Annotated in this window: 19 protein-coding genes; 7 read left to right on the top strand and 12 right to left on the bottom strand. The window is 67.0% G+C overall.

Annotated elements, in window-relative coordinates; genetic code table 11:
• Positions 1-47: 47 nt before the first annotated feature.
• Positions 48-1,187 carry a glycosyltransferase family 4 protein gene (locus AUL33_RS10405; RefSeq protein WP_062207310.1) on the bottom strand — a complete coding sequence of 380 codons (1,140 nt, stop codon included), beginning with the start codon at positions 1,185-1,187 and terminating at the stop codon, positions 48-50.
• Entirely contained in the window at positions 1,177-2,031 is an 855-nt protein-coding gene (locus AUL33_RS10410; protein WP_062207312.1) for a glycosyltransferase, read from the bottom strand. The genes AUL33_RS10405 and AUL33_RS10410 overlap by 11 nt, the downstream gene beginning before the upstream one ends.
• 277 nt (positions 2,032-2,308) lie before the next feature.
• Here AUL33_RS10410 and AUL33_RS10415 point away from each other — a divergent pair, with 277 nt between their 5' ends.
• Positions 2,309-3,322, top strand: a complete 1,014-nt coding sequence (locus tag AUL33_RS10415; protein ID WP_062207314.1) for an NAD-dependent epimerase/dehydratase family protein — start codon at positions 2,309-2,311, stop codon at positions 3,320-3,322.
• A gap of 111 nt (positions 3,323-3,433) precedes the next feature.
• Here AUL33_RS10415 and AUL33_RS22150 read toward each other — a convergent pair whose 3' ends face one another.
• Complete coding sequence (locus tag AUL33_RS22150; RefSeq protein WP_062207316.1) at positions 3,434-6,988, bottom strand: type I secretion C-terminal target domain-containing protein; 3,555 nt, start codon at positions 6,986-6,988, stop codon at positions 3,434-3,436.
• Positions 6,989-7,292: 304 nt separating this feature from the next.
• On the opposite strand from AUL33_RS22150, the gene AUL33_RS10425 reads away from it, so the two are divergent.
• Entirely contained in the window at positions 7,293-8,471 is a 1,179-nt protein-coding gene (locus tag AUL33_RS10425; protein ID WP_062207317.1) for a glycosyltransferase family 4 protein, read from the top strand.
• Positions 8,472-8,483: 12 nt separating this feature from the next.
• Here the strand turns inward: AUL33_RS10425 and AUL33_RS10430 are convergent, their stop codons facing one another.
• Positions 8,484-9,815 (bottom strand): hypothetical protein, encoded by a 1,332-nt coding sequence (locus AUL33_RS10430; RefSeq protein WP_062207319.1) that lies wholly within the window; start codon positions 9,813-9,815, stop codon positions 8,484-8,486.
• Between the two features lie 225 nt (positions 9,816-10,040).
• On the opposite strand from AUL33_RS10430, the gene AUL33_RS10435 reads away from it, so the two are divergent.
• The gene (locus AUL33_RS10435; RefSeq protein WP_062207322.1) at positions 10,041-11,378 is read left to right on the top strand and encodes a lipopolysaccharide biosynthesis protein; all 1,338 of its coding nucleotides are present in this window, start codon (positions 10,041-10,043) and stop codon (positions 11,376-11,378) included.
• An 89-nt stretch (positions 11,379-11,467) separates the two neighbouring features.
• On the opposite strand, the gene AUL33_RS10440 is transcribed toward AUL33_RS10435, so the two are convergent.
• The 6 genes from AUL33_RS10440 to AUL33_RS10460 form a co-directional block, all read right to left on the bottom strand.
• Positions 11,468-12,643 (bottom strand): sensor histidine kinase, encoded by a 1,176-nt coding sequence (locus AUL33_RS10440; protein WP_244492117.1) that lies wholly within the window; start codon positions 12,641-12,643, stop codon positions 11,468-11,470.
• Positions 12,644-12,818: 175 nt separating this feature from the next.
• The gene (locus AUL33_RS22155) at positions 12,819-12,977 is read right to left on the bottom strand and encodes a hypothetical protein (protein WP_156419364.1); all 159 of its coding nucleotides are present in this window, start codon (positions 12,975-12,977) and stop codon (positions 12,819-12,821) included.
• Between the two features lie 107 nt (positions 12,978-13,084).
• Positions 13,085-13,474: a YbaN family protein gene (locus tag AUL33_RS10445; protein ID WP_062207324.1), complete on the bottom strand. Its 390-nt coding sequence runs from the start codon at positions 13,472-13,474 to the stop codon at positions 13,085-13,087.
• Positions 13,475-13,848: 374 nt separating this feature from the next.
• Complete coding sequence (locus AUL33_RS10450; RefSeq protein ID WP_062207326.1) at positions 13,849-14,097, bottom strand: hypothetical protein; 249 nt, start codon at positions 14,095-14,097, stop codon at positions 13,849-13,851.
• 163 nt (positions 14,098-14,260) lie between these two features.
• Positions 14,261-14,632, bottom strand: a complete 372-nt coding sequence (locus AUL33_RS10455) for a helix-turn-helix domain-containing protein (RefSeq protein WP_192843175.1) — start codon at positions 14,630-14,632, stop codon at positions 14,261-14,263.
• A gap of 151 nt (positions 14,633-14,783) precedes the next feature.
• Complete coding sequence (locus AUL33_RS10460) at positions 14,784-16,454, bottom strand: methyl-accepting chemotaxis protein (RefSeq protein WP_062207330.1); 1,671 nt, start codon at positions 16,452-16,454, stop codon at positions 14,784-14,786.
• A gap of 506 nt (positions 16,455-16,960) precedes the next feature.
• Between AUL33_RS10460 and AUL33_RS10465 the strand changes: the two genes are divergently transcribed.
• Positions 16,961-17,848, top strand: coding sequence for a PAS domain-containing protein (locus tag AUL33_RS10465; protein WP_082652498.1), 888 nt, complete (start codon positions 16,961-16,963; stop codon positions 17,846-17,848).
• A gap of 87 nt (positions 17,849-17,935) precedes the next feature.
• On the opposite strand, the gene AUL33_RS10470 is transcribed toward AUL33_RS10465, so the two are convergent.
• Entirely contained in the window at positions 17,936-18,148 is a 213-nt protein-coding gene (locus AUL33_RS10470; protein ID WP_062207334.1) for a hypothetical protein, read from the bottom strand.
• 146 nt (positions 18,149-18,294) lie between these two features.
• The gene (locus AUL33_RS10475; RefSeq protein WP_062207407.1) at positions 18,295-19,488 is read right to left on the bottom strand and encodes an alpha/beta hydrolase; all 1,194 of its coding nucleotides are present in this window, start codon (positions 19,486-19,488) and stop codon (positions 18,295-18,297) included.
• A gap of 401 nt (positions 19,489-19,889) precedes the next feature.
• Here AUL33_RS10475 and AUL33_RS10480 point away from each other — a divergent pair, with 401 nt between their 5' ends.
• The 3 genes from AUL33_RS10480 to AUL33_RS10490 all read left to right on the top strand — a co-directional run bounded on the left by AUL33_RS10480 (position 19,890) and on the right by AUL33_RS10490 (position 23,609).
• Complete coding sequence (locus AUL33_RS10480) at positions 19,890-20,801, top strand: homocysteine S-methyltransferase family protein (protein WP_062207336.1); 912 nt, start codon at positions 19,890-19,892, stop codon at positions 20,799-20,801.
• Between the two features lie 116 nt (positions 20,802-20,917).
• Positions 20,918-22,498 carry an ABC transporter substrate-binding protein gene (locus tag AUL33_RS10485; RefSeq protein WP_062207338.1) on the top strand — a complete coding sequence of 527 codons (1,581 nt, stop codon included), beginning with the start codon at positions 20,918-20,920 and terminating at the stop codon, positions 22,496-22,498.
• A gap of 139 nt (positions 22,499-22,637) precedes the next feature.
• Positions 22,638-23,609: an ABC transporter permease gene (locus AUL33_RS10490; RefSeq protein ID WP_062207409.1), complete on the top strand. Its 972-nt coding sequence runs from the start codon at positions 22,638-22,640 to the stop codon at positions 23,607-23,609.
• Positions 23,610-23,655 lie beyond the last annotated feature (46 nt).

Here is a 23,655-nt window from a genome sequence, read left to right on the forward strand (position 1 = left end):
GTCCGGCGGGGCGGTCTGCCAGGGACCCGGACGGTCCGCCGTCAGCCTCAGGCGCTGGCGCGGATGCCGTCGCCGAGCGAGACGGGCACCGCGGCGACGGCCGGCTGCTGGCCGGCAGCCGGGCGGGGAATGTCGAGCACGTCGCAGAAATGGCCGATCGTGGTCTGCCAGTCGTCGAAGAGCTCACGCGAGACGACGAAGGCCTGCGGGTCGAGCATGGCCTCACGGATCTTGTCGGCGAGCCCCTGCGGCGCGTCGGGATCGAAGTAGAAGCGATCGGGGAAGGCGAGGTCGCGGTTGGCGTCGATGTCCGAGAGGATGAGCGGCATCCCCTCCTGGATCGCCTCCAGCACCGCGTTCGACATGCCCTCGTGATGCGAGCAGTTGATGAAGAGGCCGTGGCGGCGCATCTCCTTCAGGACCTCCTCGCGCGGACGGGCGCCCATGAACGAGACGCGGCTCGCGCCCCGTTCGGTGGCGAGCGCCGCCAGCATCGGCGCTTCCGGCGAATTGTCGGCCCCGCCGACGATCGCGATGTCGGGGCAGTCGTCGCCGAGGAGGGCGGCGGCCTCGACGAGGACGCGGTAGTTCTTCTGGACGGTGAGGCGGCCCACCGCCAGAACCGAGCGCGAGCGCTCCGCCAGCGCCACCGGTGCCTCGCGCTGCGCGCGCGCCAGACCGTTGCGGATGACGCTCGCCTCGATGCCGAGGGTCGCCAGATGCTTCTGGATGCTCGGCGTCACCGCGACGACGCGGTGCGCGAAGCGCGCCAGCTTCTCGGACACCTGGAACACGGTCGACATGACCGGTCCCCACTTGGCGAGGATGTGGTCGATCGAGCCCGAGCGCACGACGACGCGCGTGCCGCGCGGGCCCATGAGCCGGGCGAGCGGCGCCAGCATGGCGAAATTGATGCCGAGGATGAAGACGCGGTCGTAGCGCCCCGTCAGGATCCGCCAGAAGGCGTGGACGAGATAGAGCGCCTTGTCGGTGCGCATCAGCTTCGAGGCGGGAACCTTGAGGATGCGCACGTCGCGGCGCGTCTCGTCGCCGGTCAGCACCATGACGCTGATGTCGGCGACGCCGGCGGCATGGTTGACGAACTCTTCGGCGAACTTCTCGACGCCGCCTTCGTGGCCCGAGACGCTGCGCGGGCCGACGATCAGGAGCCGGTGTCTATCGTCCATGTCCCAGTCTCCGCCTTACAGATCGCAACCAAGAGGGAATGAGCAGCAGCTTGGTGTAGGTCACCATCGTGCGCCACGGCGACACCGGCCCCTGGCTTTCGGAATCGTGGATGAGCCGGGCGGCGAAGGAATACAGCATCTGCCGCCGCCGCTTGCTCACGGTGATGGAATTGCCATGATAGGTGCGCGTGACCAGGATCTTCGGGATCGCGCCGAAGGTCAGCCCGGCGCGGATCGCGCGCAGGTAGAGGTCGTAGTCCTGTGCGTAGCGGAAGGTCTCGTCGTAATGCCCGATCGGCGCCGTCGAGGATTTCCGAAAGGCCAGCGAGGAATGGACGATGAAGTTGCGGCTCGCCAGCTCGCGCTTGATGCCGGCATCGTCGGTCGGGCCGCCGATCGTCCACGTCTTGCCCGAGGTGACGTCGAGGCCGAGGGCGTAGGTGAAGAGGAGATCGCATTCGGGATGCGCAACGAAATGGGCGATCGTCTCGGTGGCGCGCGTCGGCTCAGGCAGGTCGTCGTCGTCGTTGCGCAGGATCAGATCCCCGGTCGAGACCGCGATCGCCTTGTTGAGCGAGCGCGTCAGTCCGATCTGGCGCTCGTTCTGCAGGAAGCGCACACGCGCCTCGCCGGCGAAGGGCGCCGACATCGCCGCAAGGTCCGCGGCGGGATTGTCGATCACGACCAGGATCTCGTGGGCCGCGGGATCGGCGAGATAGGTGCGCACGATCTCCTCGGCCCGTCCGTCGCCCGTGGTGGGAATGAGGATCGTGGTGGTCGGCGCTTCCACCTGCCGGGCCGAGCCCGGCGAGGGGGCGGGTGCAACGCTGCCGAAGGCGTCCATTCGAGTTCCGCTCCATTGATGGCTGCCAGACCCGCCGGCCCTGACGGCCGAAGGGCACGGGTGACCCGGCGATCTGCGTGGATCCTGCAAGCCATCCAAAACGGCGTCTGCAAGATGGTCGGCAGAGGACTGAAATCAACCTATCCAACCTGTCCTATAGCCAATTGTGCAGAGCAACACAAAGCGGCTAAGGAGAGGCGAAGTCGCCGATTCCGGTTTTTTCGTCGCCTGGATTGCCGTTCTGCCACAACAGACGAATGCGAGGAGGCCCGAGGCCATGCGTTATCTCGTGACCGGCACGGCCGGATTCATCGGCTTCCACCTGGCGCGGCGGCTGCTGCGCGAGGGCCACGAAGTCGTCGGCATCGACGGTCTGACGACCTATTACGACGTGCTGCTCAAGCAGCGGCGTCTCGCCATTCTGCAGGAATTTCCCGGCTTCAGTCCTTATGAGTTCATGCTCGAGGACGAGGCGGCGGTCATACGGGTGTTCGAGGAGACCAAGCCCGAGATCGTCGTGCATCTGGCCGCGCAGGCCGGCGTTCGCTATTCGATCGAGAACCCGCGCGCCTACATCAACGCCAACGTCGTCGGCACGTTCAACGTCCTGGAGGCCTGCCGCTTCCATCCGGTGAAGCACCTCGTCCTTGCCTCGACCTCCTCGGCCTACGGCGCCAACGAGAAGACGCCGTTCGAGGAGACCGACAAGTCGATCCATCCGATCACGCTCTACGCGGCGACGAAGACCTCGACCGAACTGATGGCGCATTGCTACGCGCATCTCTTCGCGATTCCGACCACGGCGTTCCGCTTCTTCACGGTCTACGGACCCTGGGGCCGGCCGGACATGGCCTATTACATCTTCGCCCGGAAGATCCTGGCCGGCGAGCCGATCGAGATCTTCAACAACGGCGAGAGCTACCGCGACTTCACCTATATCGACGACCTCGTGGAATCGATCGTGCGCCTCGTCGCCGCGCCTCCGGCCTTCCCGGCCGATCGCAGCGGCGAGCCGGCTCCGGCGATCGATACGCTGAGCCCGGTCGCGCCCTATCGCATGGTCAATATCGGCGGCGGTCATCCCGTCAAGCTGATGGATTTCGTCGAGGAGATCGAGACGGCGCTCGGCGTCACCGCGCAGAAGGTGCTGAAGCCGCTGCCGCCGGGCGACGTCGTGGGCACCTACGCCTCGGCCGAGCTCCTGCAGCACGTCATCGGCTACAAGCCGGACACGCCGCTCTCGGTCGGCATTCCCGCCTTCGTCGAATGGTATCGCGCGCACGTCAACTGACATCGCCGTCCTTGCGATGAAACGAGAAAGGCCCCGGCTCGCGCGAGCCGGGGCCTTTTCTGTCGGGCTCCCCGCGGGACGACCGTCCCTGCGGGGAGCGCACTCTGGGCGCTACCAGATCAGGATGTCGGCAGCGGTCAGCGCGAGGTTGGACGAGAGCGTGGCGATCTGCTGGGCCGCCGCGCCGCCGGCGCCGTCCGCGTCGTAGAACAGGCCGCCGGTCTTGGCGTTGTAGATCACGTGCTGGTCGGCCGTAGTGGCCACCGTGCCGATCGTGAACTGCGAGGCCGAGAGCTGGAAGCCGATCGATCCCTGAAGGGCCGTGAAGACCGTGTGGTCGAGCGCGATCGTGTCGTCGGCGGCGTTGTAGTCGGTGATGCGGTCGAGGCCGGCGCCGGCGAGCGGGCTGTCGAAGAGGAAGATGTCCTGCCCCGCGCCGCCGGTGAGCTGGTCGGCGCCGGCGCCGCCGGAGAGACGGTCGTTGCCTTCGCCACCTTCGAGGCGATCGATGCCGGTGCCGCCGATGAGCGTGTCGTTGCCGGCGAGGCCCCGCAGCGTGTCGTCGCCCTCCAGGCCGCTGAGGATGTTGGCGCCGGTGGTGCCGCCGATGACGTTGGCGAGCGCGTTGCCCGTCCCGTTGAGGGCTGCCGTGCCGGTCAGGGTCAGGTTTTCAACGAAGGCGCCGAGGACGAAGGAGACGCTGGACTGAACCGTGTCGGTGCCGCCGCCGGCGCTGCTTTCCACCACCGTGTCGCCGACGCCGTCGACGTAATAGATGTCGTTGCCGTTGCCGCCTTCCATGCGATCGGAGCCGGTCCCGCCGTCGAGCTTGTCGTTGCCGTCGCCGCCGAGCAGCGTGTCGTTGCCGGCGTCGCCGGAGATGGAGTCGTCGCCCGCACCACCGTCGAGGACGTTGGCGGCCACGTTGCCGATCAGGCGGTTGACGAGCGCGTTGCCCGTGCCGTCGATGGCGGCGGTGCCGCTCAGGGTCAGGTTCTCGACATAGGTGCCGAGGCGGTAGCTGACGCTCGACATCACGGTGTCGACGCCGTCGGCGGCCGAGGTCTCGATGGCGATGTCGGCGATGTTGTCGACGGTGTACGTGTCGTTGCCTGCGCCGCCCGTCATCACGTCGGCTCCCGTGCCGCCGTCGAGGCGGTCGTTGCCGGCGCCGCCGAAGAGAAGGTCGCGGCCGTCGCCGCCCGACAGCATGTCGTCGCCCGCTTCGCCCGACAGGATGTTGGCGTTGGCGTTGCCCATGATGCGGTTGTCGAGGCCGTTGCCGGTGCCGATGCTCGCTGCGCCCATCAGCGTCAGGTTTTCGATGCCGGCGCCCAGTACGAAGTCGACCGAGGCGGTGACGCGGTCGTTGCCGCCCGCATCGCTTCCGTCCGCCAGCGTCTCGATCACCGCGTCGCCGGCATTGTCGACGGAGTAGACGTCGTCGCCTGCGCCGCCTTCCATGCGGTCGGCGCCCGTGCCGCCGTCGAGAAGATCGTTTCCGCTACCGCCGAAGAGCTGGTCGTTGCCGCCCATGCCGCGCAGCGTGTCGTTTCCGGCTTCGCCGTAGAGCTTGTTGGCCCCGTCGTTGCCGGTCAGTTCGTTGACGCCCGCGTTGCCGAAGCCGTCGATCGCATTCGAGCCCGTGAGGATCAGCCGCTCGACATTGTCGGCGAGCGCGTAGGAGACCGAAGCGCGAACCGTGTCCATGCCGCCGGTGTCGGAGCCGTCGGCTGCCGTTTCGGAGATACGGTCGTCGATGTCGTCGACGACATAGGCGTCATTGCCGGATCCGCCGGCCATCCAGTCCGCACCCAGCTCGCCGTCGAGCTGATCGTTGCCATTGCCACCTTCGAGCGTGTCGGCCCCGATGCCGCCGGAGAGTCGATCGTTCCCGTCTCTGCCCCAGAGTATGTCGTCCTTCCCGGTGCCCGCAAGCCGGTCGTCGCCGTCCGTACCCTCGATCGTCAGGCCGCTCACGACGGGGGCGGTGACGGCGGCGGCGAAGCGGAAGACCTGCGCCGCGTTCTGCTGGAGATAGGTGATGTCGACGCCGACGAGCTCGACCACGAACTCCATCGTGTAGAGGGATCCGGCGCCGTCGCGGTCGATCGAGATGATCGTGTTGCCGTTGGCGCGCGTCATCTCGACAAAGTCGGCGAGATCGGCACCGTTGAGGTTGGCGCCGGGCAGGGCGAACTTCGGCAGGACGCCGCCGAAGTTCAGCATGTCGCCCTCGGCGATGTTGAAGCCGGTGACGAAGGTGGCGTGCTTGGTGTCGAGGAAGGCGAAGGTATCGGCCTTGCCGGCCGTCGCGGCGACATGCGCGACCTGCTTGGTGACGCTGAGCGTGAAGCCGGTCAGCAGGCCCTGGATATATTCGGAGATGTTGTCGTATCCGTCGCCGTCGGAATCCTTCTGGCTGTCCGCCGTCTTGGCATCCATGCCGAAAATGTCCTCGAACCAGTCGGGGAGGGCGTCGCCGTCGGTGTCGCGCGCGGCTGCGACGCTGACGTTGACGGCCTTGCCGCCGGCCTCGGCCACCGAGTTGACGATCGTGCCGGTGCCGGTCAGCGCCTCGTTGATGATGCGCGTGTCGACGGTGTCGCGGCTGTAGGGGTTGGCGCCGGCATTGGTCAGAACGTGGTTGATGACGTTCTGCGAGTCGAGGATGATGACGTTGCTGCCGCCGAAGAGATGGGTGTCCGAGAGGCCCGTCTTCAGGCCCTTCTCGCTGATCAGCGCGGTCTGGGTCTGGTTGCCGTTCTCGTCGGTCTTCATCGGGGTGAAGAGATTGTCCTCAAGATAGACGCCGCTTCCCTCGCCCATGGCGGAGAGCATGATCGGCTTGCGGCTGCCCACCGTGCTGAGGCCGGGATCGAGCACGTTGCCGATGACATGGACCGTGGTTTCCAGCGTGCCGTTCGTACCGCCGCCAATGGCGATGCCCCGCTCGGACCGGCCGTAGTTGTAAATATAGTTGTTGACGATCTCGATATTCTGGCCGGCCCGGACCTCCGGGTTGCGGTCCATGTTGTCGGCCATCAGGTTCTTGGTGATCGTGATGTTGCTGGAGAGCCCGCCATCGGTGCCCTCCCAGTTCGACACGAGGAGCCCCTTCGAGTGCTCGCCCTTGGTGTGGACGCTCTTGCTGAGGCCTTCGGCGATAATGTTGTTGGAAACGGTGACGTCCTGCATGTAGCCGTTGAGCGAAAGGTTCTCGTCGACGCCCCAGGTGAACGTGTTGTGGTCGATGACGACGTTCTTGATCGTGAAGTCGGTGGTGCCGACCATGAGGCCGTCGCGATCGGCCACCGGCTGGCCGTCGGCATCGTCGCCGGGGCGGAACTTCATGCCCTGGATGATGACCTCGCTCGTCTTCACCCGGATGCGACCGTCCTCGATCGTGATGCCGTCGCCCGGCGCCGTCTGTCCGGCAATGGTGATGTTCGGGTTCTCGATGAGGATCTGCGACTTCAGCTCGATGGCGCCCGACACCTCGAAGACGACGATGCGAGGCCCGTCCACGTTCTCGCAGGCCCAGCGCAGGCTGCCGACGCCGGAGTCGTTGAGATTGGTGACCTTCACGATCTGGCCACCGCGGCCACCGGCCGTGTGGGCGCCGTAACCTTCAGCACCTTCGAAAGCGAGAAGTTCGTTGGACATGGGGTTTCCCTGCAAATGTGGACTAGTTCGCAGGTTATGCTGTAGAAATGAAAGACACGTCGGGAGAGTTGCTTCAAATCGTCGAAACGTTTCATGGTTTTTTTCGAAACGTCGAATCAATTGAGGAGAAATTTGACAGCGATGTTGTGACGCTGCCTTAACCGTGTCGGGCCGCGGGGCGGATCGGGGCGGCGGCCGGCGATGTTGCGGCGCGGTGGGATGCTCTGTAGGACTTCAGCAACCGGTGGACGGCCCCGTCCCTCCACGCCGGTCGCCGGCCATCGATGGAGAGCGCGCCTTGAGAATGCTGTTGTTGCTGTCGTTCGGCGGATCCCTGCGCAAGTGGCACGAGGCCGGTATCCTGTCGCGCGAGATCGAGCTTTATCTCGAGTATCTGCGCCTCGATCTCTTCAGCGACATCGACATCTTCTCCTACGATCCCGACGATGCCGCGTCGCTGGCGCTGATCGACTGCGAACCGGCGATCCGCGCGCGCCTGCACGTGATCGTGCCGCAGCCCTCGCGCCGCGGGCGGATGGGCGCGCTGCGCCATTCGCTCGACCGGGCGCTCGTACGTCGCATGGCGCGGTCCGGCGTTTCGGTGGTGAAGACGAACCAGGCGAGCGGTGGCTGGACGGCACTGCTCTTTGCCGCCGCCGGCATTCCGATCTTCGCACGCTGCGGCTACATCCTGTCGCGCCGCCACTGGAAGAACCGCAAGATCCCGCAGGCTGCGATCTCCTGGGCACTCGAGTTCGCCCTGTTCAACGCCGCGCGCGTCATCTCAGTCACCACCGATGCCGCCGCGGCGACCGTGCGCTCGATGACGTTCGGGCGGCGGCCCGTCTTCGTGGCGCCGACCTACGTCAACACCGATCTGTTCAAGGGCGACGTGCGCGACAAGCCGCAGAGCGACGCCGTGATCTTCGTCGGGCGCCTGACGCCCCAGAAGAACGTCCTGGCCCTCGTCGAGGCCGTGAAGATCGCCGGCGTGCCGCTGACCATCGTCGGCGACGGCCCCTTGCGCGGCGAGGTCGACGCGCTGATCACGAGGCTGGGCGCCGACGTGTCGATCATCCCCCGCCTGCAGAACACCGAGATCGCCGCCCTCTATCGCACGCACCGCCTGTTCGCGCTGCCGAGCGTCCACGAGGGCCTGCCGAAGGTGCTGATCGAAGCCATGTCGGCGGAGATGATCTGCGTCGGCACGGCGGTGCCCGGCATCGTCGACATGATCGAGGACGGTCGCACCGGCTATCTCGCACCCGATCTCGCACCGGCGACGATCGCGGCGGCGATCGACCGGGCGCGAAGCGATCCCGCCCGCGAGCGCGTGGCGGCGGCGGCGCGCGCGCATGTTCTCGCGCGCCACTCGCTGCGGTCCTATGTCGAGCGCGAGTTCGACCGGATCCGCGCGGCGATCCCCTCGCTCGGTCGCGGCGATGCCAAGATCCCGGCCGCTGCCTCGCGGCCGGCGAACTGAGCGTCGAAAGACTTAACGGCAGGCGCTCGAGACGCCGCCGACCGCCTTCTGCTCGTCGCAGAGCCAGCCTGCCAGGCGCTTGAGGTCGCCCTCGCCGGCGATCCGACCCTCGACCGGCGCGTCCACCGGCCGGCTCGTCGGCTCGATCCTGGGATAGCCGCCGGCATCGGCCTCCGTACCGATGATGCGCAATGTGCCCGCGCGGATGCCGGCGATGGCGCGGGCATCGATCGGATTGCGCGCGCCGGGCCGGGCGCCCGCCTGATCGAGGATCGCGGGATAGACATAGGCCGAGGCGCGTGTGCGCCAGTCGTCCACGGGCCGGACGGGTGCGTCCGAGAGGCCGGCGGGGATCGGCGCCTTGGCCGCATCGATACAGCCGGCGTCGTCGCCGATCGCGCGGTTGTCGGCGAGATGAACGTCGGTGCGCGGCCCCCCGTCGAAGAAATCCTTGCTCATCTGCACGATCGGCTGCTTGCAGGTGCTGTCGCCGGTCGCCTGGTAGACGTTGCCGACGACGTCGATCGCGCCGGGATTGAGGATGGTCTTCGAGCGGTCGATATGGGTCGAGGCGCGCCCATAGCCGTAGATGAAATTGTTGATCACCGCCGCGCGGTTGCCGTTCGTCAGGCGCGGACTGCGCTGTTCGCTGCCGGCGAAGATGTTGCCGAGGATCTCGGCGCGCTGCACGGGATTGCCGAGCAGCAGGTTCATCGAATGGACGCCCTTGGGATGCCCGCCATTCCGCAACCCTTGCACGAAGAACGAGTGCTCGACGCGCACGCCGTCGACCAGCCCCTGCAGGTCCATGTTCTCGTCGACGCCCCAGCCCGCCGTCACATGCGAGAGCACGACGTCGCGAATAACGTTCTTGCGCGAGGGCGAACCGTAGACCGAAATGGAGTCGCGGTTCTCGGCGATCTTGGGATCGTTCGTCGAGCCCGCATAGACGGCGATGTTGCGCAGTTCGACCTGGCCGGTGCGCACCTTCAGAGATCCGCCGCGCAGGACGATGCCGGTGCCGGGCGCGGTCTCTCCGGCCACCGTCACCTGGCCGGACTGGATGATGAGGTCCGATTCCAGTTCGATATAGCCGCCGACGGAGAAGACGACGATGCGCGGGCCCCGCTGGTCGAGCGCCGCGCGTAGCGAGCCCGGACCCTTGTCGGCGAGCGTCGAGACGGTGACGATGCGGGCGCCGACCTGCAGGCCGCGCCCATTGGCGGGCGAGGTGGCCGCCTCGGCCCGTGATGCCGGCAGGATGCCGGCCGTGACGAGCGCCACCCCGACGAGGAGGGCGGCGGCGCGGCGGCGCGAGGTCGAGGTCGGGGAAATCGGCAGCATGGTCACTCCGGAAAGGGCAAATCGCGAATGGATCGGCGGACGGCGCGGCCCGGCCCGTCGCGACGCGAAACCGACACAAAGAGGTCGGCAAGCAGGGGTTGGCATGGGTTCATGTTGCAGTGCATTCATATCTGCTAATCGGTAGAAGCCGTCCTTTAGATGGCGCAGGGCTCGCAGCCCTCGATCGAAGACACGGGGCCGGGGCCTCGTCGGGGAACGAACGCGATGTCGAAGAATAAGGTCGTGGGGGCGGACGTCCTGGAAAACGGGGAGAAACGCGGCAAGGCCGGCGTGCTTCGTTTCTTCCTGCGCAACGGACCGCTGGCCATCGCAGCCTCGTCGCTGCCGGGCTTCGTGAACTACTTCATCATCCTCTACCTGACCTATCGCTCGAGCGCGGCGGAGGTCGGCGACTACCGCATCCTCATGTCGTTCTTCGCGCTGGCCGGTCTCGTCTCGGTGCAGGAATCCTCGAAGGTCGTCATCCGCTCGACGGCGATGAACGATCGCGACAGCTACGCGACGATCTTCCTCATCCGCCTCGTCTTCTCCAGTGCGGCGCTGGTCGCGACGCTTCTCGTCTGGGCCCTGTCCGACGCGATCGGCTGGGATTTTCCGCCGGCCGGCCTCATCCCCATCGTGCTGATGAGCGCGCTGTTCTATCCGCTCGACATCTTCAACTCGTACTTTCAGGCCAAGCGCCAGTTCATGACGATGTCGCTGGTGGCGCTGGCCAAGTACCTGATGGCGCTCGTCGTCTTCATGGTGGCGCTCTGGCTGGGGGCTTCCGCCTTCCAGGCGACACTCTGGCAGATCGCCTCGATGGTGCTCTTTCACCTCGTGTTCTTCGCCAACTGGATCGGGCGCGACGTGTGGGAGTCGCTGCGCGCCTCGTTCGACGTCATCGGCCGGTTGAAGAGCAAGCCGTCGCGTGAGTCGATCGTCCTGTCGATCGCCAATCTCCTGCCGAGCTCGCTCGAGCATGTCGACAAGATCGTCATTGGGTCGGTGTTCGGGCTGGAGGCGCTCGGCCTCTACACGCTCGGCTTCTCCACCGGCCGCTTCATCTACAATGCGCTGAAACCCGCGCTCTACATCTACTATGCCCAGTTCGTCGAGAAGATGCCGACCGTGCGCATGCTCTGGGCGGTCATGGTCGTGTTCACGCTTTTCGGACTGGCGCTGACCGGCGCCTTTCTGTGGAGCGTCGACAATCTCGCCTTCATGCACAAGTTCCAGGGCACGAAGCTCGTCACGGCCATCATGTTCCTGTCCTACGGCGTCGCCATGGTGGATGCGATCTACCTGCAGGCCTACGCGATCAACAAGGACACCAACTCCAACCATCTTCTCGTCTCGAATACGATCAGCGGCTTCGGCTGTCTCCTCCTCTTTGCTGCGGCGTCGCAGACCACCGCCTACACCGCGATGATCATCTGCTCGATGCACTATCCGATCCGCCACGGCGCGACCGTCATGATCGTCTCGGCCCTGCGCCGCCGCGAAGAGTCGCGCCGTCTCGTCGACGGATCGAAGCCGTCCGCCGAACTCTCCGCCACCTGACGTCGGTGGGCTGACCGATCAGCGAAAGGCCGGCAACCTTGTTGCCGGCCTTTCTCGTTGAGACGGGCCGATCCCGGCCGAATGACCTGTCAGCGCTCCGAGTCGAGCCGGCCCTCGAAGGCGAACCGGATGCCGGCGGGCTGGAAGTCGATCTGCGCCTCGCCCGCGAAGTAGCCGGGTACCACGCGTTCGATCAGGCGGCTCCCGAAGCCGCGCCGCGTGGGCGGGGCGACCGGCGGTCCGCCGGTCTCGCGCCATTCGAAGCGAAAACCGTGGTCGGGTTCGGTTCGCCAGGTGATGAAGACCCGGCCCTCGTCGGTGGAGAGCGCGCCATATTTCACGGCGTTCGTCGCGAGCTCATGGATGGCGAGCGCGATGCCCATGCTCTGCTGCGCCGTGAGGCGGGCGTCGGGTCCATCGAGGACGAAGCGGTTCGGGCGGTCGGCATGCGGCGCGATCGAGGCTTCCACCACGGGACGGATGTCGGCGACCTCCCAACTGGCATCCGTCAGCATGTCCTGCGCCCGCCCGAGCGCCTGGATCCGCGCCGAGGCGATGGTGGCGGCGTCCGCAGGGGACGTGGCATGCCGCAGGCTCTGCGACACGACGGCCTGCACCATCGCCAGCGTGTTCTTCATGCGGTGCGACAGCTCTCGCTGCAGCACGCGCTGCAGGCGTTCGGCCTCGCGCTGGCGCTCCAGCGCGTGGCTCGTGCGCTCGTATTCGAGCGCGAGGATGGCATTGGCGCGCGCCAGCGCCTCGCGATTTTCGACGTCGCGCGTCGTCTCGTTCACGACGTTCATGAACCCCACGATCACACCGGCGTCGTCGTAGAGCGGACTGTAGGAAAAGGTCCAATAGGTCTGGCAGGTGCGCCCGTTGCGGGTGAGGAGCAAGGGCAGGTCCTCCGACCACGTGCCTTCGCCGGTCATCGCCCGCTCGAAGAAGGGGCGCACGCCCTCGAACACTTCGCCCCAGTAGATCTTGAACGGCGCGCCGACCGGTTCGGGCGGCATGCCGTCGAGCACGGGGCCGTAGACCTCGTTGAAGAACTGAAGAAGGTCCGGGCCCCAGAAGAAGACGATGGGCTGTCGCGACTTCATCACCAGCCGGATGGTCGTGCGCAGGGCGGTCGACCATCGCGTGATCGGGCCGAGCGAGGTGGCCGACCAATCCTTGCCGAGGATGTCGGCGCCGATCGGGCCGCAGCCATGTAGAAACTCGATGAACCCTGCGATTTCAGCGGCTGAAGGAGCGTCTGTCACGCAGGTCGAGTCCGGTCGAACGATGGAGGCGATTGTCAGCTTCTACCGATCCTGCGAACTGGCGCAATGGGCCGCGGGGCCTTCTTCTGGTCGCAGGACGCGTGTGGCGGCTTCAACGCCGACCTGTGGCGGCATGGAAGCCAGCCGCGACGGGTAGAGGCCAGCGGTCATGCGCCTAGCGCGTGGCTTCGGTCTTGTAGCCGGAGAGCGGGTCGGCTTCGACCTGGTTGACGCTGCCGATGGCGACGAAGGCAATGCCGGCAACGAGGAGAAGGCTGCCGACCAGAAGGCCGTAGCGGACGAAACGAATGTGAAGAGGCGAGCGACTGCGCATGGAGATTCCCGTGTTGGATCAGCGGGAAAAGGCTCGATCCCCCGAAATCGTTCCAGCCGGGCCGAAATCGCGGTTACCAGACGCTGACGCGCCAGCAGGTGAAACGATCAGTGTGAGGGGCGGCTCAACAGAAAGGCAAGAACGGCGCAGGCGATCAGGGCGACGCTGGCCAGCGCCAAGGGCGGGGCACCGGACGCCCAGAGGACGAGAAAGCTGACTGCCATCCAGACCGCCGCCAGCACCTTAGCGGGCAATGGGACGACACCGCGCTCCCGCCAGTTCCGCAAGAGCGGTCCGAACTGGCGATGCCGCTCGATCCGGGCCGCCCATTCGGGCGCACCGCGACCGAACGCCCAGACCGCCAGCAGGAGAAACGGCGTCGCGGGCAGACCCGGCAGCACGACCCCCGCGACGCCCAGCGCGAACGCCACCGCGCCCAAGGCCCGGTAGGCGAGGGCGGCGGCCGGGCCGATGCGCGGTTCGATCGGATCTGGCATGGGCTCGCACGGTTTCAGAGGATGCGGATACCGGGTGCGGACGCGGCGCCGGGATCGCCGTTGCCGACCGATAGATATGACGGTGCGCCGCCAGGTCGATCGCCGCGGGCTCATGGGATGAAGATCCCGCCGGGACGATGCGCCCCGAGGATCGGGATCGTGCCACGGCCAAGACGACGGGTTCGACCAGGCAAGAAAAAACCCGCTCGGGGGAGGACCGAGCGGGTTCAAGTCTGAAGCATCAATCTGGGAGGAAACGATGCACCCTCCTTAAAGCATGCTGCACTGCAGCTTGAAACCATCGAGATCGCATGGGAGATATGCGTTTATAGTGGTGCTCGTGATCCGCTGACACTGAAGATCGTCGGCGATCCTCAAATGTCGGAAGACTGTCCCACACGCGGACCTAAGCGCGAACTGGTTTTCGACACGGCGAGGCAGGCGCGTCGCGAGAGTTGCAGGCCCATCCCAAGCGCCATGGCGGCCATCAGCACCACGGTCGAGAGCGCGGCGAGAAGGCCAACGATCGCGAAGAAGCCGATCTTGCGTCCCTGCGCGCTCCATCCGCGGCGCGGCGGCGCGGCCCGCGACGTCCAGTCGGCCTTGGCGGTTTTCGTCAGCATTCCGGCGCCTTTCGAAACGGTGTCCGCCGATCCTGCCTGCAATGGATTGCCATTTGGTATCGCACGGTCACGAGGCCCTCGATCCTGCGGCGCGAAGCCATCCCGATCCTGAACTTTGCGCCGGGTCGCCCCGCCGGCACCCTGGCGTGCGGATCTTCTGCCCCTATGGATCGCCGGGTCCGAGAACCTCGATAAGGTCGCGCAGACGCTGGCGCACCTCCACGTCGGGCAGCCGGTCGATCGCTAGCGACAGGGTCATCTCGCCATTGGCGAGCGTCGTCTTCGGCAGGGCTTCCGGCGGCACCTCCGTTTCGGGCACCCCGTCGAACAGCGCCTCGACGTCGCAGAGGAGAGCATCCGCAAGGCGATAGAGCGTTGCGGCGCTGACGCGGCAGGTGCCGCGCTCGTATTTCTGGATCTGCTGGTGGGTGACACCGACCGCCCGCGCCAGATCCTGCAGCGAAAGCCCGCGCGCCAGACGGTTTTCGCGAATGCGCTCGCCGATGGCGAGATCGATCGTCGTGGGCTTGGCCATGCCCTCGCCCTCCTCCGGTTCTTGTCCCGGAAGCATGACCTGTCTGTCCCGGGGTGCCAAGTCCGCGCCGGCGGACGACGCCGTTTGAGAGCTCGACACCTCTCGCGTGACGCCGACCCATCGCGATCTCCGCCATGGATCGGCGTCGGGCTCAGCCCCGCATGGATCTGGCTTGGGTCCGTAGATCGAACCCGTCGTCGCGCGGGCGCTCGGTCGCCTTCGACCGGTCTGCAGCCGGCGCCCGGACGAAATCTGCGACGCTCGCCTGCAGGGCGCGCACGTCCCGGCCCGCAAGCGCCGTCGCCGGTCCCGGCTGGGTCGTGGTTGCAAAGGCGGTGTCTTCGAGCGTGAAGAACGACGCGCTGTCCGAAAGCCGCCCGGCCTCGGCCGAGAGCTGTTCCGAGGTCGCCGACATCTCGTTGGCTGCACCGGCGTTCGCCTGTGTCACCTGATCCAGCTGCTGGATCGCCTGGTTGATCTGCTCCACCCCGACCGACTGCTCGCGGCACGCGGCTGAGATCTCGGTGACGAGGTCCGCCGTGCGCTGGATGTCCGGCACAAGGTTGCCGAGCATCCGGCCCGCCTCTTCCGAAGCGGAGAGCGTTTCAGACGACAGCGTGCCGATCTCCGACGCCGCCTGCTGCGAGCGCTCGGCCAGCTTGCGCACTTCGGACGCCACCACCGCGAAACCCTTGCCGTGCTGGCCCGCACGCGCTGCCTCGATCGCCGCGTTCAGCGCCAGGAGGTCGGTCTGGCGGGCGATCTCCTGCACGACCTGGATCTTCTGCGCGATGGTCCGCATCGCCTCGACGGAGTGGGCGACGGCCACGCCGGTCTTCTCGGCGCTGATGCTGGCCTGCGCCGCGATCTTCTCGGTGGTGGATGCGTTGTCGGCGTTCTGACGGATGTTGGCGGTCATCTCCTCCATCGCAGCCGAGGCCTGCTCCGAGGCCGCGGCCTGCTCGGTCGAGCCCGAGGAGAGCTGCTCGGCGGTCGCCGCGGATTGGGTGGAACCGGAAGCGACTTGCGTCGCCGACGTTGTCACGTCCCGCATCACCTTGTTCAGCTTCAGGCGCATCTGGCAAAGGTCCGTCAAGAGCGTCCCCAGTTCGTCGCGGCGGGTGTGGACGATGCGGTGCGACAGGTCGCCCGAGCCGAAGCGTCGGACATTGGCGGTCAGTTCCCGGAGGCCGCGCATGATGTCGAGCGCGATCCCTGTCGCCAGCGCCGCGCCGAGCAGCACCGCTGCCGCGACGATGCCGACGAGGATGGCGAAGTTGCGCTCGTGATCGGCCGCGGCGACGGCGAGGAAGTCGTCGGCGCGCCCCTGCGCCCGCTGCGTGAGCTGTGCCATCCGGTCGGTGAGCGCAGTGGCAGCGGGGCGTTCCGTCGTGTCCATGAAGGTGCGCGCGTCCGCGGTACCGGCATTGCCGAGGGTTTGGTCGGCAATGGCGCGATAGGCCTGAAGGCTCGGAAGCAAGTCGGCGATCTCGCGCTTGCCGCTCTCCGTCTGTACGGCGCGCACGAACTGGGCCGCGCCGCTGTCGAGCTCCGCCCAGGACGCATCGTACGCGCCCTTGGCCGCCGCTGCGCGCGCGGGATCGGCGAGGAGGGTGGTCTCGGTGAGGATGCGATGGACGGTTTCGAGGTTCTTCGACACGAGCGCCGCACCCTGGACCTGCTGGAACGGGCGCGCCGCGAACTGCGCCATGTCTCCATTGCTCTTCGACATCGCGTGGATCCCGACGACGCCCATCGCTCCCGTCAGGAGGAGGAGCACCGAAAAGCTCGCTCCGAGCTTGGCCTTCAACGTCAAACGCATGATGAAACTCGCTGCACTGTTTGCTCGCCTTGGGCGAGACCTTGGCCGCTAATTGACCGCGCTTCCTGCCAAATCCAGACCACGAGGCGCTCATGCCGGGGTCAATTGGGAGGGAGGGTGTACGGCTCTTTAAAACGCAATCGCAGGGTATGAGATCGACAACCGCCCGTTCTAATGGGAGCGCCTCGTTGCGGATTGCCGCAGGTCGCGTGGATGCCGGGAAAGTTTGGACTGCGACGATCCCTATGCACTTCGTCTGCGAGGGACGGGGATCGCTCGTTCTCTCACGGTTCAAGGCGTCCGATTGGACAGGGAGGCACATAGGGAACCGTTCAGATTGTACGCCTCAGGGTTGTTGCCCCTCCCGCCAGTTGAAATGGAGAATGAGGCCGGACATTCTTGTCGCGGGCCACTTGAACTCCGTCCTTCCCATGGCATCTTCGGCGAGCGGTGTTGCCGTTCAAATGTGACGGCAACGATCGCTGCAATGCTTGGGCACAAGAACGATGTCGTTTGAAACTGTTCTGGGCTTCTGGTGTTGGGACGTGAAGCGGGACAAGCTCTTCGCGGAAGCAACTGTCTGCGAATATTTCGGACTTCTGCCGGAAGAAGGTGTCGAAGGCGTGTCCCTCACCGCCTTTATCGAGGGGATACATCGGAGCGACCGCAGGACTATTGTCGACCGGATCGGAGCGGCCACTGCGAACGGCAGTCGATTTTCCGAGACCTATCGCGTGGTCAGCGCCAAGCATGGAACGAAGACGATCCAGTCGATCGGGTTCTGCTTCCGCGACTCCAGCGGACGGCCGAGCTACTATCCCGGTGTCGTGACCGAGAGTTCTGTCGCCTACGATGTCGCGCCGATCCATGTCGAGATCGCCGACCATCTCGTCCGCGCCAAGGAACTCTCCGAAGTCGCGCGGGAATTGCTGCTCGGCCGCCTGATCGACGCCGTGCTGCTCGAAACCGGCCAGCGTCTGGCAGCCCGCATCAAGGCCATGGCATCGGGCGCAGCCGGCTCGTCGGTCATCGCCCTCGACCGGCTGGAGGCGGCGATCGGCTCGCCGCACGGCCCGATCGGGCTTGCGGGCTCGATCCCGGTCGCGTTGGGGCAGGGGGCCCCCGAGCCGGTGTCGGACGCCGATGCCCGCAAGACGGCGATCCGCCTGCAGCCGATCCAGATCGCCCTTCCCGCCAGCGAAGGCCGGGGGGTCCTCGTCTACAACGGCGCCAAGCTGGTCGCCGTCCTCGCGCAGATGGGCGAGGAGGCGGGCGACCGGCTGGTCGGTTCGTGGACGATCGAGGCCGGGTTCGACCATATGGGCTTCTCGACCGGCCAGATCTTCGGTGATCTCGAAGAGGCGCAGGACTGGATCAAGCGGCGCGTTCGCTGACGAAGCGACACTCTACAAGGCGCGGCGGCTCTCCCAAGACCGATTGCCGCCTGACGATCCCCGCGCCTCGGTACGCGACCGCCCGCTTCAACCCTCGCCGGACTGGATCCGGCCGCGCACGACGGCGGCCAGTTCCTCGAGCGCTGAAATCGGGACGACGCGAAGGCCGCCGGGCAGCGTGTCGCCGGCTTCCAGCGACTCGACGATCCGCAGCGCGATCCGTTCGGCGGCATAGGGCTCGTAGCGCTCGGCGAGGATCTCCGAGATCCGGGAAACCACCACGTCCACGTCTGCAACCATGTCGATCCCCCGGCTGGCGTCACTCCAGGTTATAACGCCGCGCCGGGGAGTGCGACTCCGCGAAAGCTGCAAAACAGCGGAGAGGCGAGCAGGCCGAAGGCCCCGCGCCCGCCATCAGCGCCCGGCGGAGAGCTGCCGTCTTCGGTTCAGTTGCCGGTCACCGTCTGGATCGAGCCGCCGATGTTGCGGCCGACATCCTCGAGCTGCGTGCCCAGACGATCGCGCGCTCCGCGGTCGACGATCGCGGCCGGGATGTTGACGGTGGCGCCGATCGCAGACCCGACGCCCTGCGCCGTGCCGATCGCCGCGGCGCCGAGCGTGTCGCCGAGCCCGAGTTTCGAATCCGACACCCGGTCGCCCGCGATCAGCCGCGCGCCGATCGCCTGCACCACGTCGGCGCTTTCTGCGAACTTGGTGTGGTTGAGGCTGTCGCCAGCCCGAACGCTGGTGAGATCCACGACGTCGATGCCGCGCTGCGCGAAGGCTGCCTGCACGTCGGGCTGCGTCAGATCGACCGAGCCGAGGCGCTGCACCCCGCCGGCCAGACGCCGCGACACCAGAAGCGCGCGGTCGTCCTGCGAGGTGAAGATGGTGATACGCGCCTGTTCCGGGCCGATCTCGTCGAGCTGCTCGCGAAAGACGTCGACGTCGAGGTCGGGCGAGGCGAGGATGATATTGGTGAGCTTGGAAGGCAGGTGGCCGCGGCGGATGGCGATCTGGCGCAGCGCCTCCATCGTCAGCCAGCTTCCCATCGAATGCGCCATCACCGTGATCTCGCCGACGTCGGGCCGCTGGGCGGCGCCTTCGATGATCTGTTCGAGGCTGGTGCGGGAGTAGTTGGCGCTCTCGCGGTCGTAGAGATAGCCGAAGATCGAGCCCTGCGAGGGCCAGGTGAAGAGGATCGGCGCGGCGTTGACGCCGGTGTCGCGGCTGATCTGAGCGAAGCGGAACACCGCCTCCTCGTAGGTCGAATTGAAGCCGTGGACGAAGATGAGGACGCGCTGCTTGGGCCCGGCGACGCGGCGATACCAGTCGGACGCGCCCTGCGCCTCCAGCGGCTCGACCTTGAGCGTGACGAACTCGGTGGCGGGATTGCCGGGGTTGCGGCGGGGATAGATCACGGCGCCGGGCTTGCGCACGCTGTCGGGCGGGATCGACACCACGATGTTCTCGACCGACAGGCCGGGTCCGCGCTCGCCGGAGAAGACGACGCCGGGCACCGGGGAGGGCGCGCGCGTCGTCGCCACCAGCATGTCGACGAGATGCGCGCCGGGTGCCGAGGCCGGCACCGGGGTCAGCGTCGCGTAGGGGCGGCTGGCGCAGCCCGACAGCAGGACCATCGCGGCGAGCGGCCCGCAGAGGATGCGCCGCCAGGTCGTTTGGCGGTTCGAAGAAGCGTGCGGCAAGGGTCTTTGGATCCTGCGGGTTGGTCGAACGGTGCGCTGGCGCCTATGCCCCTTCGGCGAGCGAACGAGGCGCAGGCGGCGACGGTTGCATGACGCACCGTCCCGGCAAGTCTTCCTTATGCCCGACCACGCGACGCCTTGCCATGCACGATCCGCTCATCGGCCGGGCGAGGGGCCGACAATCCCGGTTCCAAGCGCGGGATGACGCGGTACCGTTCCACACTCACCGTCGATTGCCTCTCGTGCCCGGCCGTCCCGCCTGATACCGACGGACGGAACATCGTGGTGAGAGACGACGTCGGCCGCACGGCCGGCCAGACTGCAGGGATGCTCGCATGGATCCGATCCTCGTTCTCGACGGCGGCATGAGCCGCGAGCTTCAGCGGCTCGGCGCCGTGCTGCGCCAACCCGAATGGTCGGCGCTGGCGCTGATCGAATCCCCCGAGATCGTGCAGCAGGTCCACGCCGAGTTCATCGAGGCCGGCGCGCGCGTCGTCACCACCAACAGCTATGCGCTCGTGCCCTTCCATATCGGCGAGGCGCGGTTCCGCGCCGAGGGTCTGGCCCTGGCGGCTCTGGCCGGACGGCTGGCGCGTGCCGCCGCAGACGCTGCGCCGGGCGGCGAGACCCGCGTCGCCGGCGGCCTGCCGCCGGTCTTCGGCTCCTACGAGCCGCAGCTCTTCGACGCCTCGCGGGTGCAGGACTATCTCGCCGTCCTGGTGGAAGGGCTCGATCCCTCCGTCGATCTCTGGCTCGGCGAGACGCTGAGCCTGATCGCCGAGGGCGACGCGGTTCGACAGGCGGTCGCCGGCACCGGCAAGCCGTTCTGGATCTCCTTCACTCTGCGCGACGACAGCGAGGCGATCGCCGGCGCCGAGCCGGCGCTGCGTTCGGGCGAAAGCGTCGCGGACGCCGCCGCCTGGGCGCTCGAGGCCGGCGCCGGTGCGCTCCTGTTCAACTGCTCGGCGCCCGAGGTGATGGCGGGCGCGGTGCGCTCGGCCAGCGATGTCTTCGCAAAAGCCGGGCGGTCCCTGCCGATCGGCGTCTATGCCAATGCCTTCGAGGAGGAAGCCGATGCGGGGCCGGCCAACGAGGGCCTGGGGGGCACGCGCCAGGAATTGACGCCGGCGCTCTACGCACGCTTCGCCGCCGACTGGGTCGAGGCCGGCGCTTCGATGGTCGGCGGCTGCTGCGGCATCGGCACCGGCCATGTCCACGGGCTGGCCGATCGCTTCCGCCCGTCCTGACGCGCCCGCCAACGAGCGCGCGGCCCTCGGGGCTTTCGCTCATTCCACTGTTCGACTAGACCAATCCACTGCGTACCGTTCCACCCGGCCTTCGCCTCGAGGAAGAGATCTCCATCATGAACCAGTTCCGCTCCCACCTTGCCGGCCCGACCCGGCGCAGCATCCTGAAGACGGGAGCGGCGGGTGCCATGGGTGCGATGATGGCTGGCGTGCCGATCCTCGGCGCGCGGGCGCAGGATGCGGTGGTGACGCCCAAGCGTGGCGGACATCTCGTCCTCGGCCTCGACACGGCCTCCAGCTCCGACAAGCTCGACCCGGCCTTCTACACCGAATCCTACATGTACACGGTGGGCTTCCAGCTCTTCAACACGCTGGTGGAGCTCGGTGAAGACGGCAAGCTACGCCCCTCGCTCGCCGAGAGCTGGGAGCCGGCGGCCCCGGACGGCTCGAAGTGGATCTTCAAGATCCGCCGCGGCGTCCAGTTCCACAACGGCAAGGAACTGACGGCCGCCGACGTCATCGCCTCGATCGACCATCATCGCGGCGCCGAAAATCCGTCGGGCGCCAAGGGCCAGCTTCTCGCCGTCACCGACATTAGCGAGAGCGCGCCCTATGAGGTGACGTTCGCGCTGCGCGAGGGCAATGCCGACTTCCCCTACGGCCTCTCGGACTTCCACCTCGGCATCGGCCCCGCCGGCGAGGATTTCAACAAAGGCATCGGAACCGGTGCCTTCAAGCTCGAGAGCTTCCAGCCGGGCGTGCGCACGCTGACGAGCCGCTTCGCCGACCATTGGAACAATGAGCGCGGTTTTGTCGACAGCTGCGAGACGCTGGCGATGAACGACGCGACGGCGCGCATGGCCGCGCTCCTCAGCGGTCAGGTCCACGTCATCAACCGCGTCGAGCCCCGCATGCTCGGCCGCATCAAGGCGATGAAGCAGGTTCGTGTCGAGGCGACGCCCGCCAGCACGATGTACACGTTCCCGATGCTCTGCAACGTCGCGCCGTTCGACAAGGTCGAGGTGCGTCAGGCGCTCAAGCACGCGATCGACCGCGAGGCGATCCTTGCCAAGGTGCTCGGCGGCGCCGGCATCGTCAGCAACGACAATCCGATCGCGCCCTGGAACCCCTACTTCTCGGCCGACGTGCCGAAGAACGACTACGATCCCGAGAAGGCCCGCTCGCTGATGGCCAAGGCCGGTGTCACCGCACCGATCGAGCTTTCGGTGTCCGACAACGGCTTTCCGGGGTCGGTGGACGCCGCGCAGCTCTTCCAGGTGGCGGCTGAGAAGGCGGGTATCGAGATCGCGGTCAACCGTGTCCCGTCCGACGGCTACTGGGACGAGATCTGGCTGAAGAAGCCCTTCTGCGCTTCCAACTGGGCGGTGCGGCCCACCGCCGACGCCATGCTCTCTCTCATCCTTCAGTCGGACGCGCCCTGGAACGAGACCGCCTGGAAGGTGCCGGCCTTCGACGAGAAGCTGATCGCAGCCCGCTCGGAACTCGACGAGGCCAAGCGCCGGGTGCTCTATCACGACCTGCAGGTGATGCTAGCCGAGAGCGGCGGCGAGCTCATCCCGGTCTTCGCCGACCAGATGATCGCGACCTCGACGAAGGTCGGCGGCGTGACGAGCGTGCCCGGCGGCGGCGATCTCAGCGGCTATCGCATCGCCGAGAAGGTCTGGCTCGACGCCTGAGCCGATCGCGGCCACAGTCGAGACGACGAGCGCCGCCCCCGACGCGGCCAAGGGGATCGGAGCCATGCTGGACAACACGCAAGCGGGACGGGAGCCGGCGCTGACGGCGCCGGTGACGACCCTTGCACCGGGTCATCGCATGGGCGCCGGGCGCGGGCGTTCGCTCGCACGGCTCGTCGCCGGCCGTCTTCTCATCGGTGCCGGGCTGCTTCTCGCCGTGTCGCTGCTGATCTTTGCGGGAACGCAGATCCTGCCGGGCGACGTCGCCACCGCGATGCTCGGCCAGCAGGCGACGCCGGAGGCCGTCGCCGCCATTCGCGCCAAGCTCGGCCTCGACCAGCCGGCGGCGTGGCGTTACCTGCAATGGCTCGGCGGCGTCCTCACCGGCGATCTCGGGGTCAGCACGAGCAATGCGCAGGACATCGCGGTGAGCATCGCGCCGCGCTTGTGGAACACGCTGCTTCTGGCGGGCCTGGCTGCCGCGATCTCGGTGCCGCTGGCGATCCTTCTCGGCGGCCTCTCGGTGATCTATCGCGAAGGCATCGTCGACCGCGTCCTCAACATCGCGACGCTCGCCTTCGTCTCGCTGCCCGAGTTCGTGATCGGCTATCTCCTGATCTTCTACCTCGCCGTCCAGTGGAACTGGCTGCCGTCCTCGGCCGTGGTGCATGACGGAATGGGGGTGGCCGAACGCCTTCAGGCCATGGCGCTGCCGGCGCTGACGCTGGTGCTCGCCGTGCTCGGCCACATGATGCGCATGACCCGCGCGGCGCTGATCAACGTCGTCGCCTCTCCCTATGTCGAGACGGCGGAGCTCAAGGGCCTGTCGCGCGCACGGGTGCTCTGGGTCCATGCGCTCCTCAACGCGCTCGGGCCCATCATCAACGTCGTAGCGCTCAATCTGGCCTATCTCGTGGTGGGCGTCGTCGTGGTCGAGGTCATCTTCGTCTATCCCGGCATGGGCCAGTACATGGTGGACCACGTGACGAAGCGCGACGTTCCGGTGGTGCAGGCCTGCGGGCTGATCTTCGCGGGCGTCTATATCGGCCTCAACATCCTCGCCGATCTCGCCGCCATCATCGCCAATCCACGCCTTCGCCACAGGAGCTGACGCCGTGCCCCGTCCCAGCCTGCCGGCGGCGCTCGCCCTTCTCGTG

The organism is Aureimonas sp. AU12 (genome assembly GCF_001463705.1).
Taxonomy (GTDB): Bacteria; Pseudomonadota; Alphaproteobacteria; order Rhizobiales; family Rhizobiaceae; genus Aureimonas.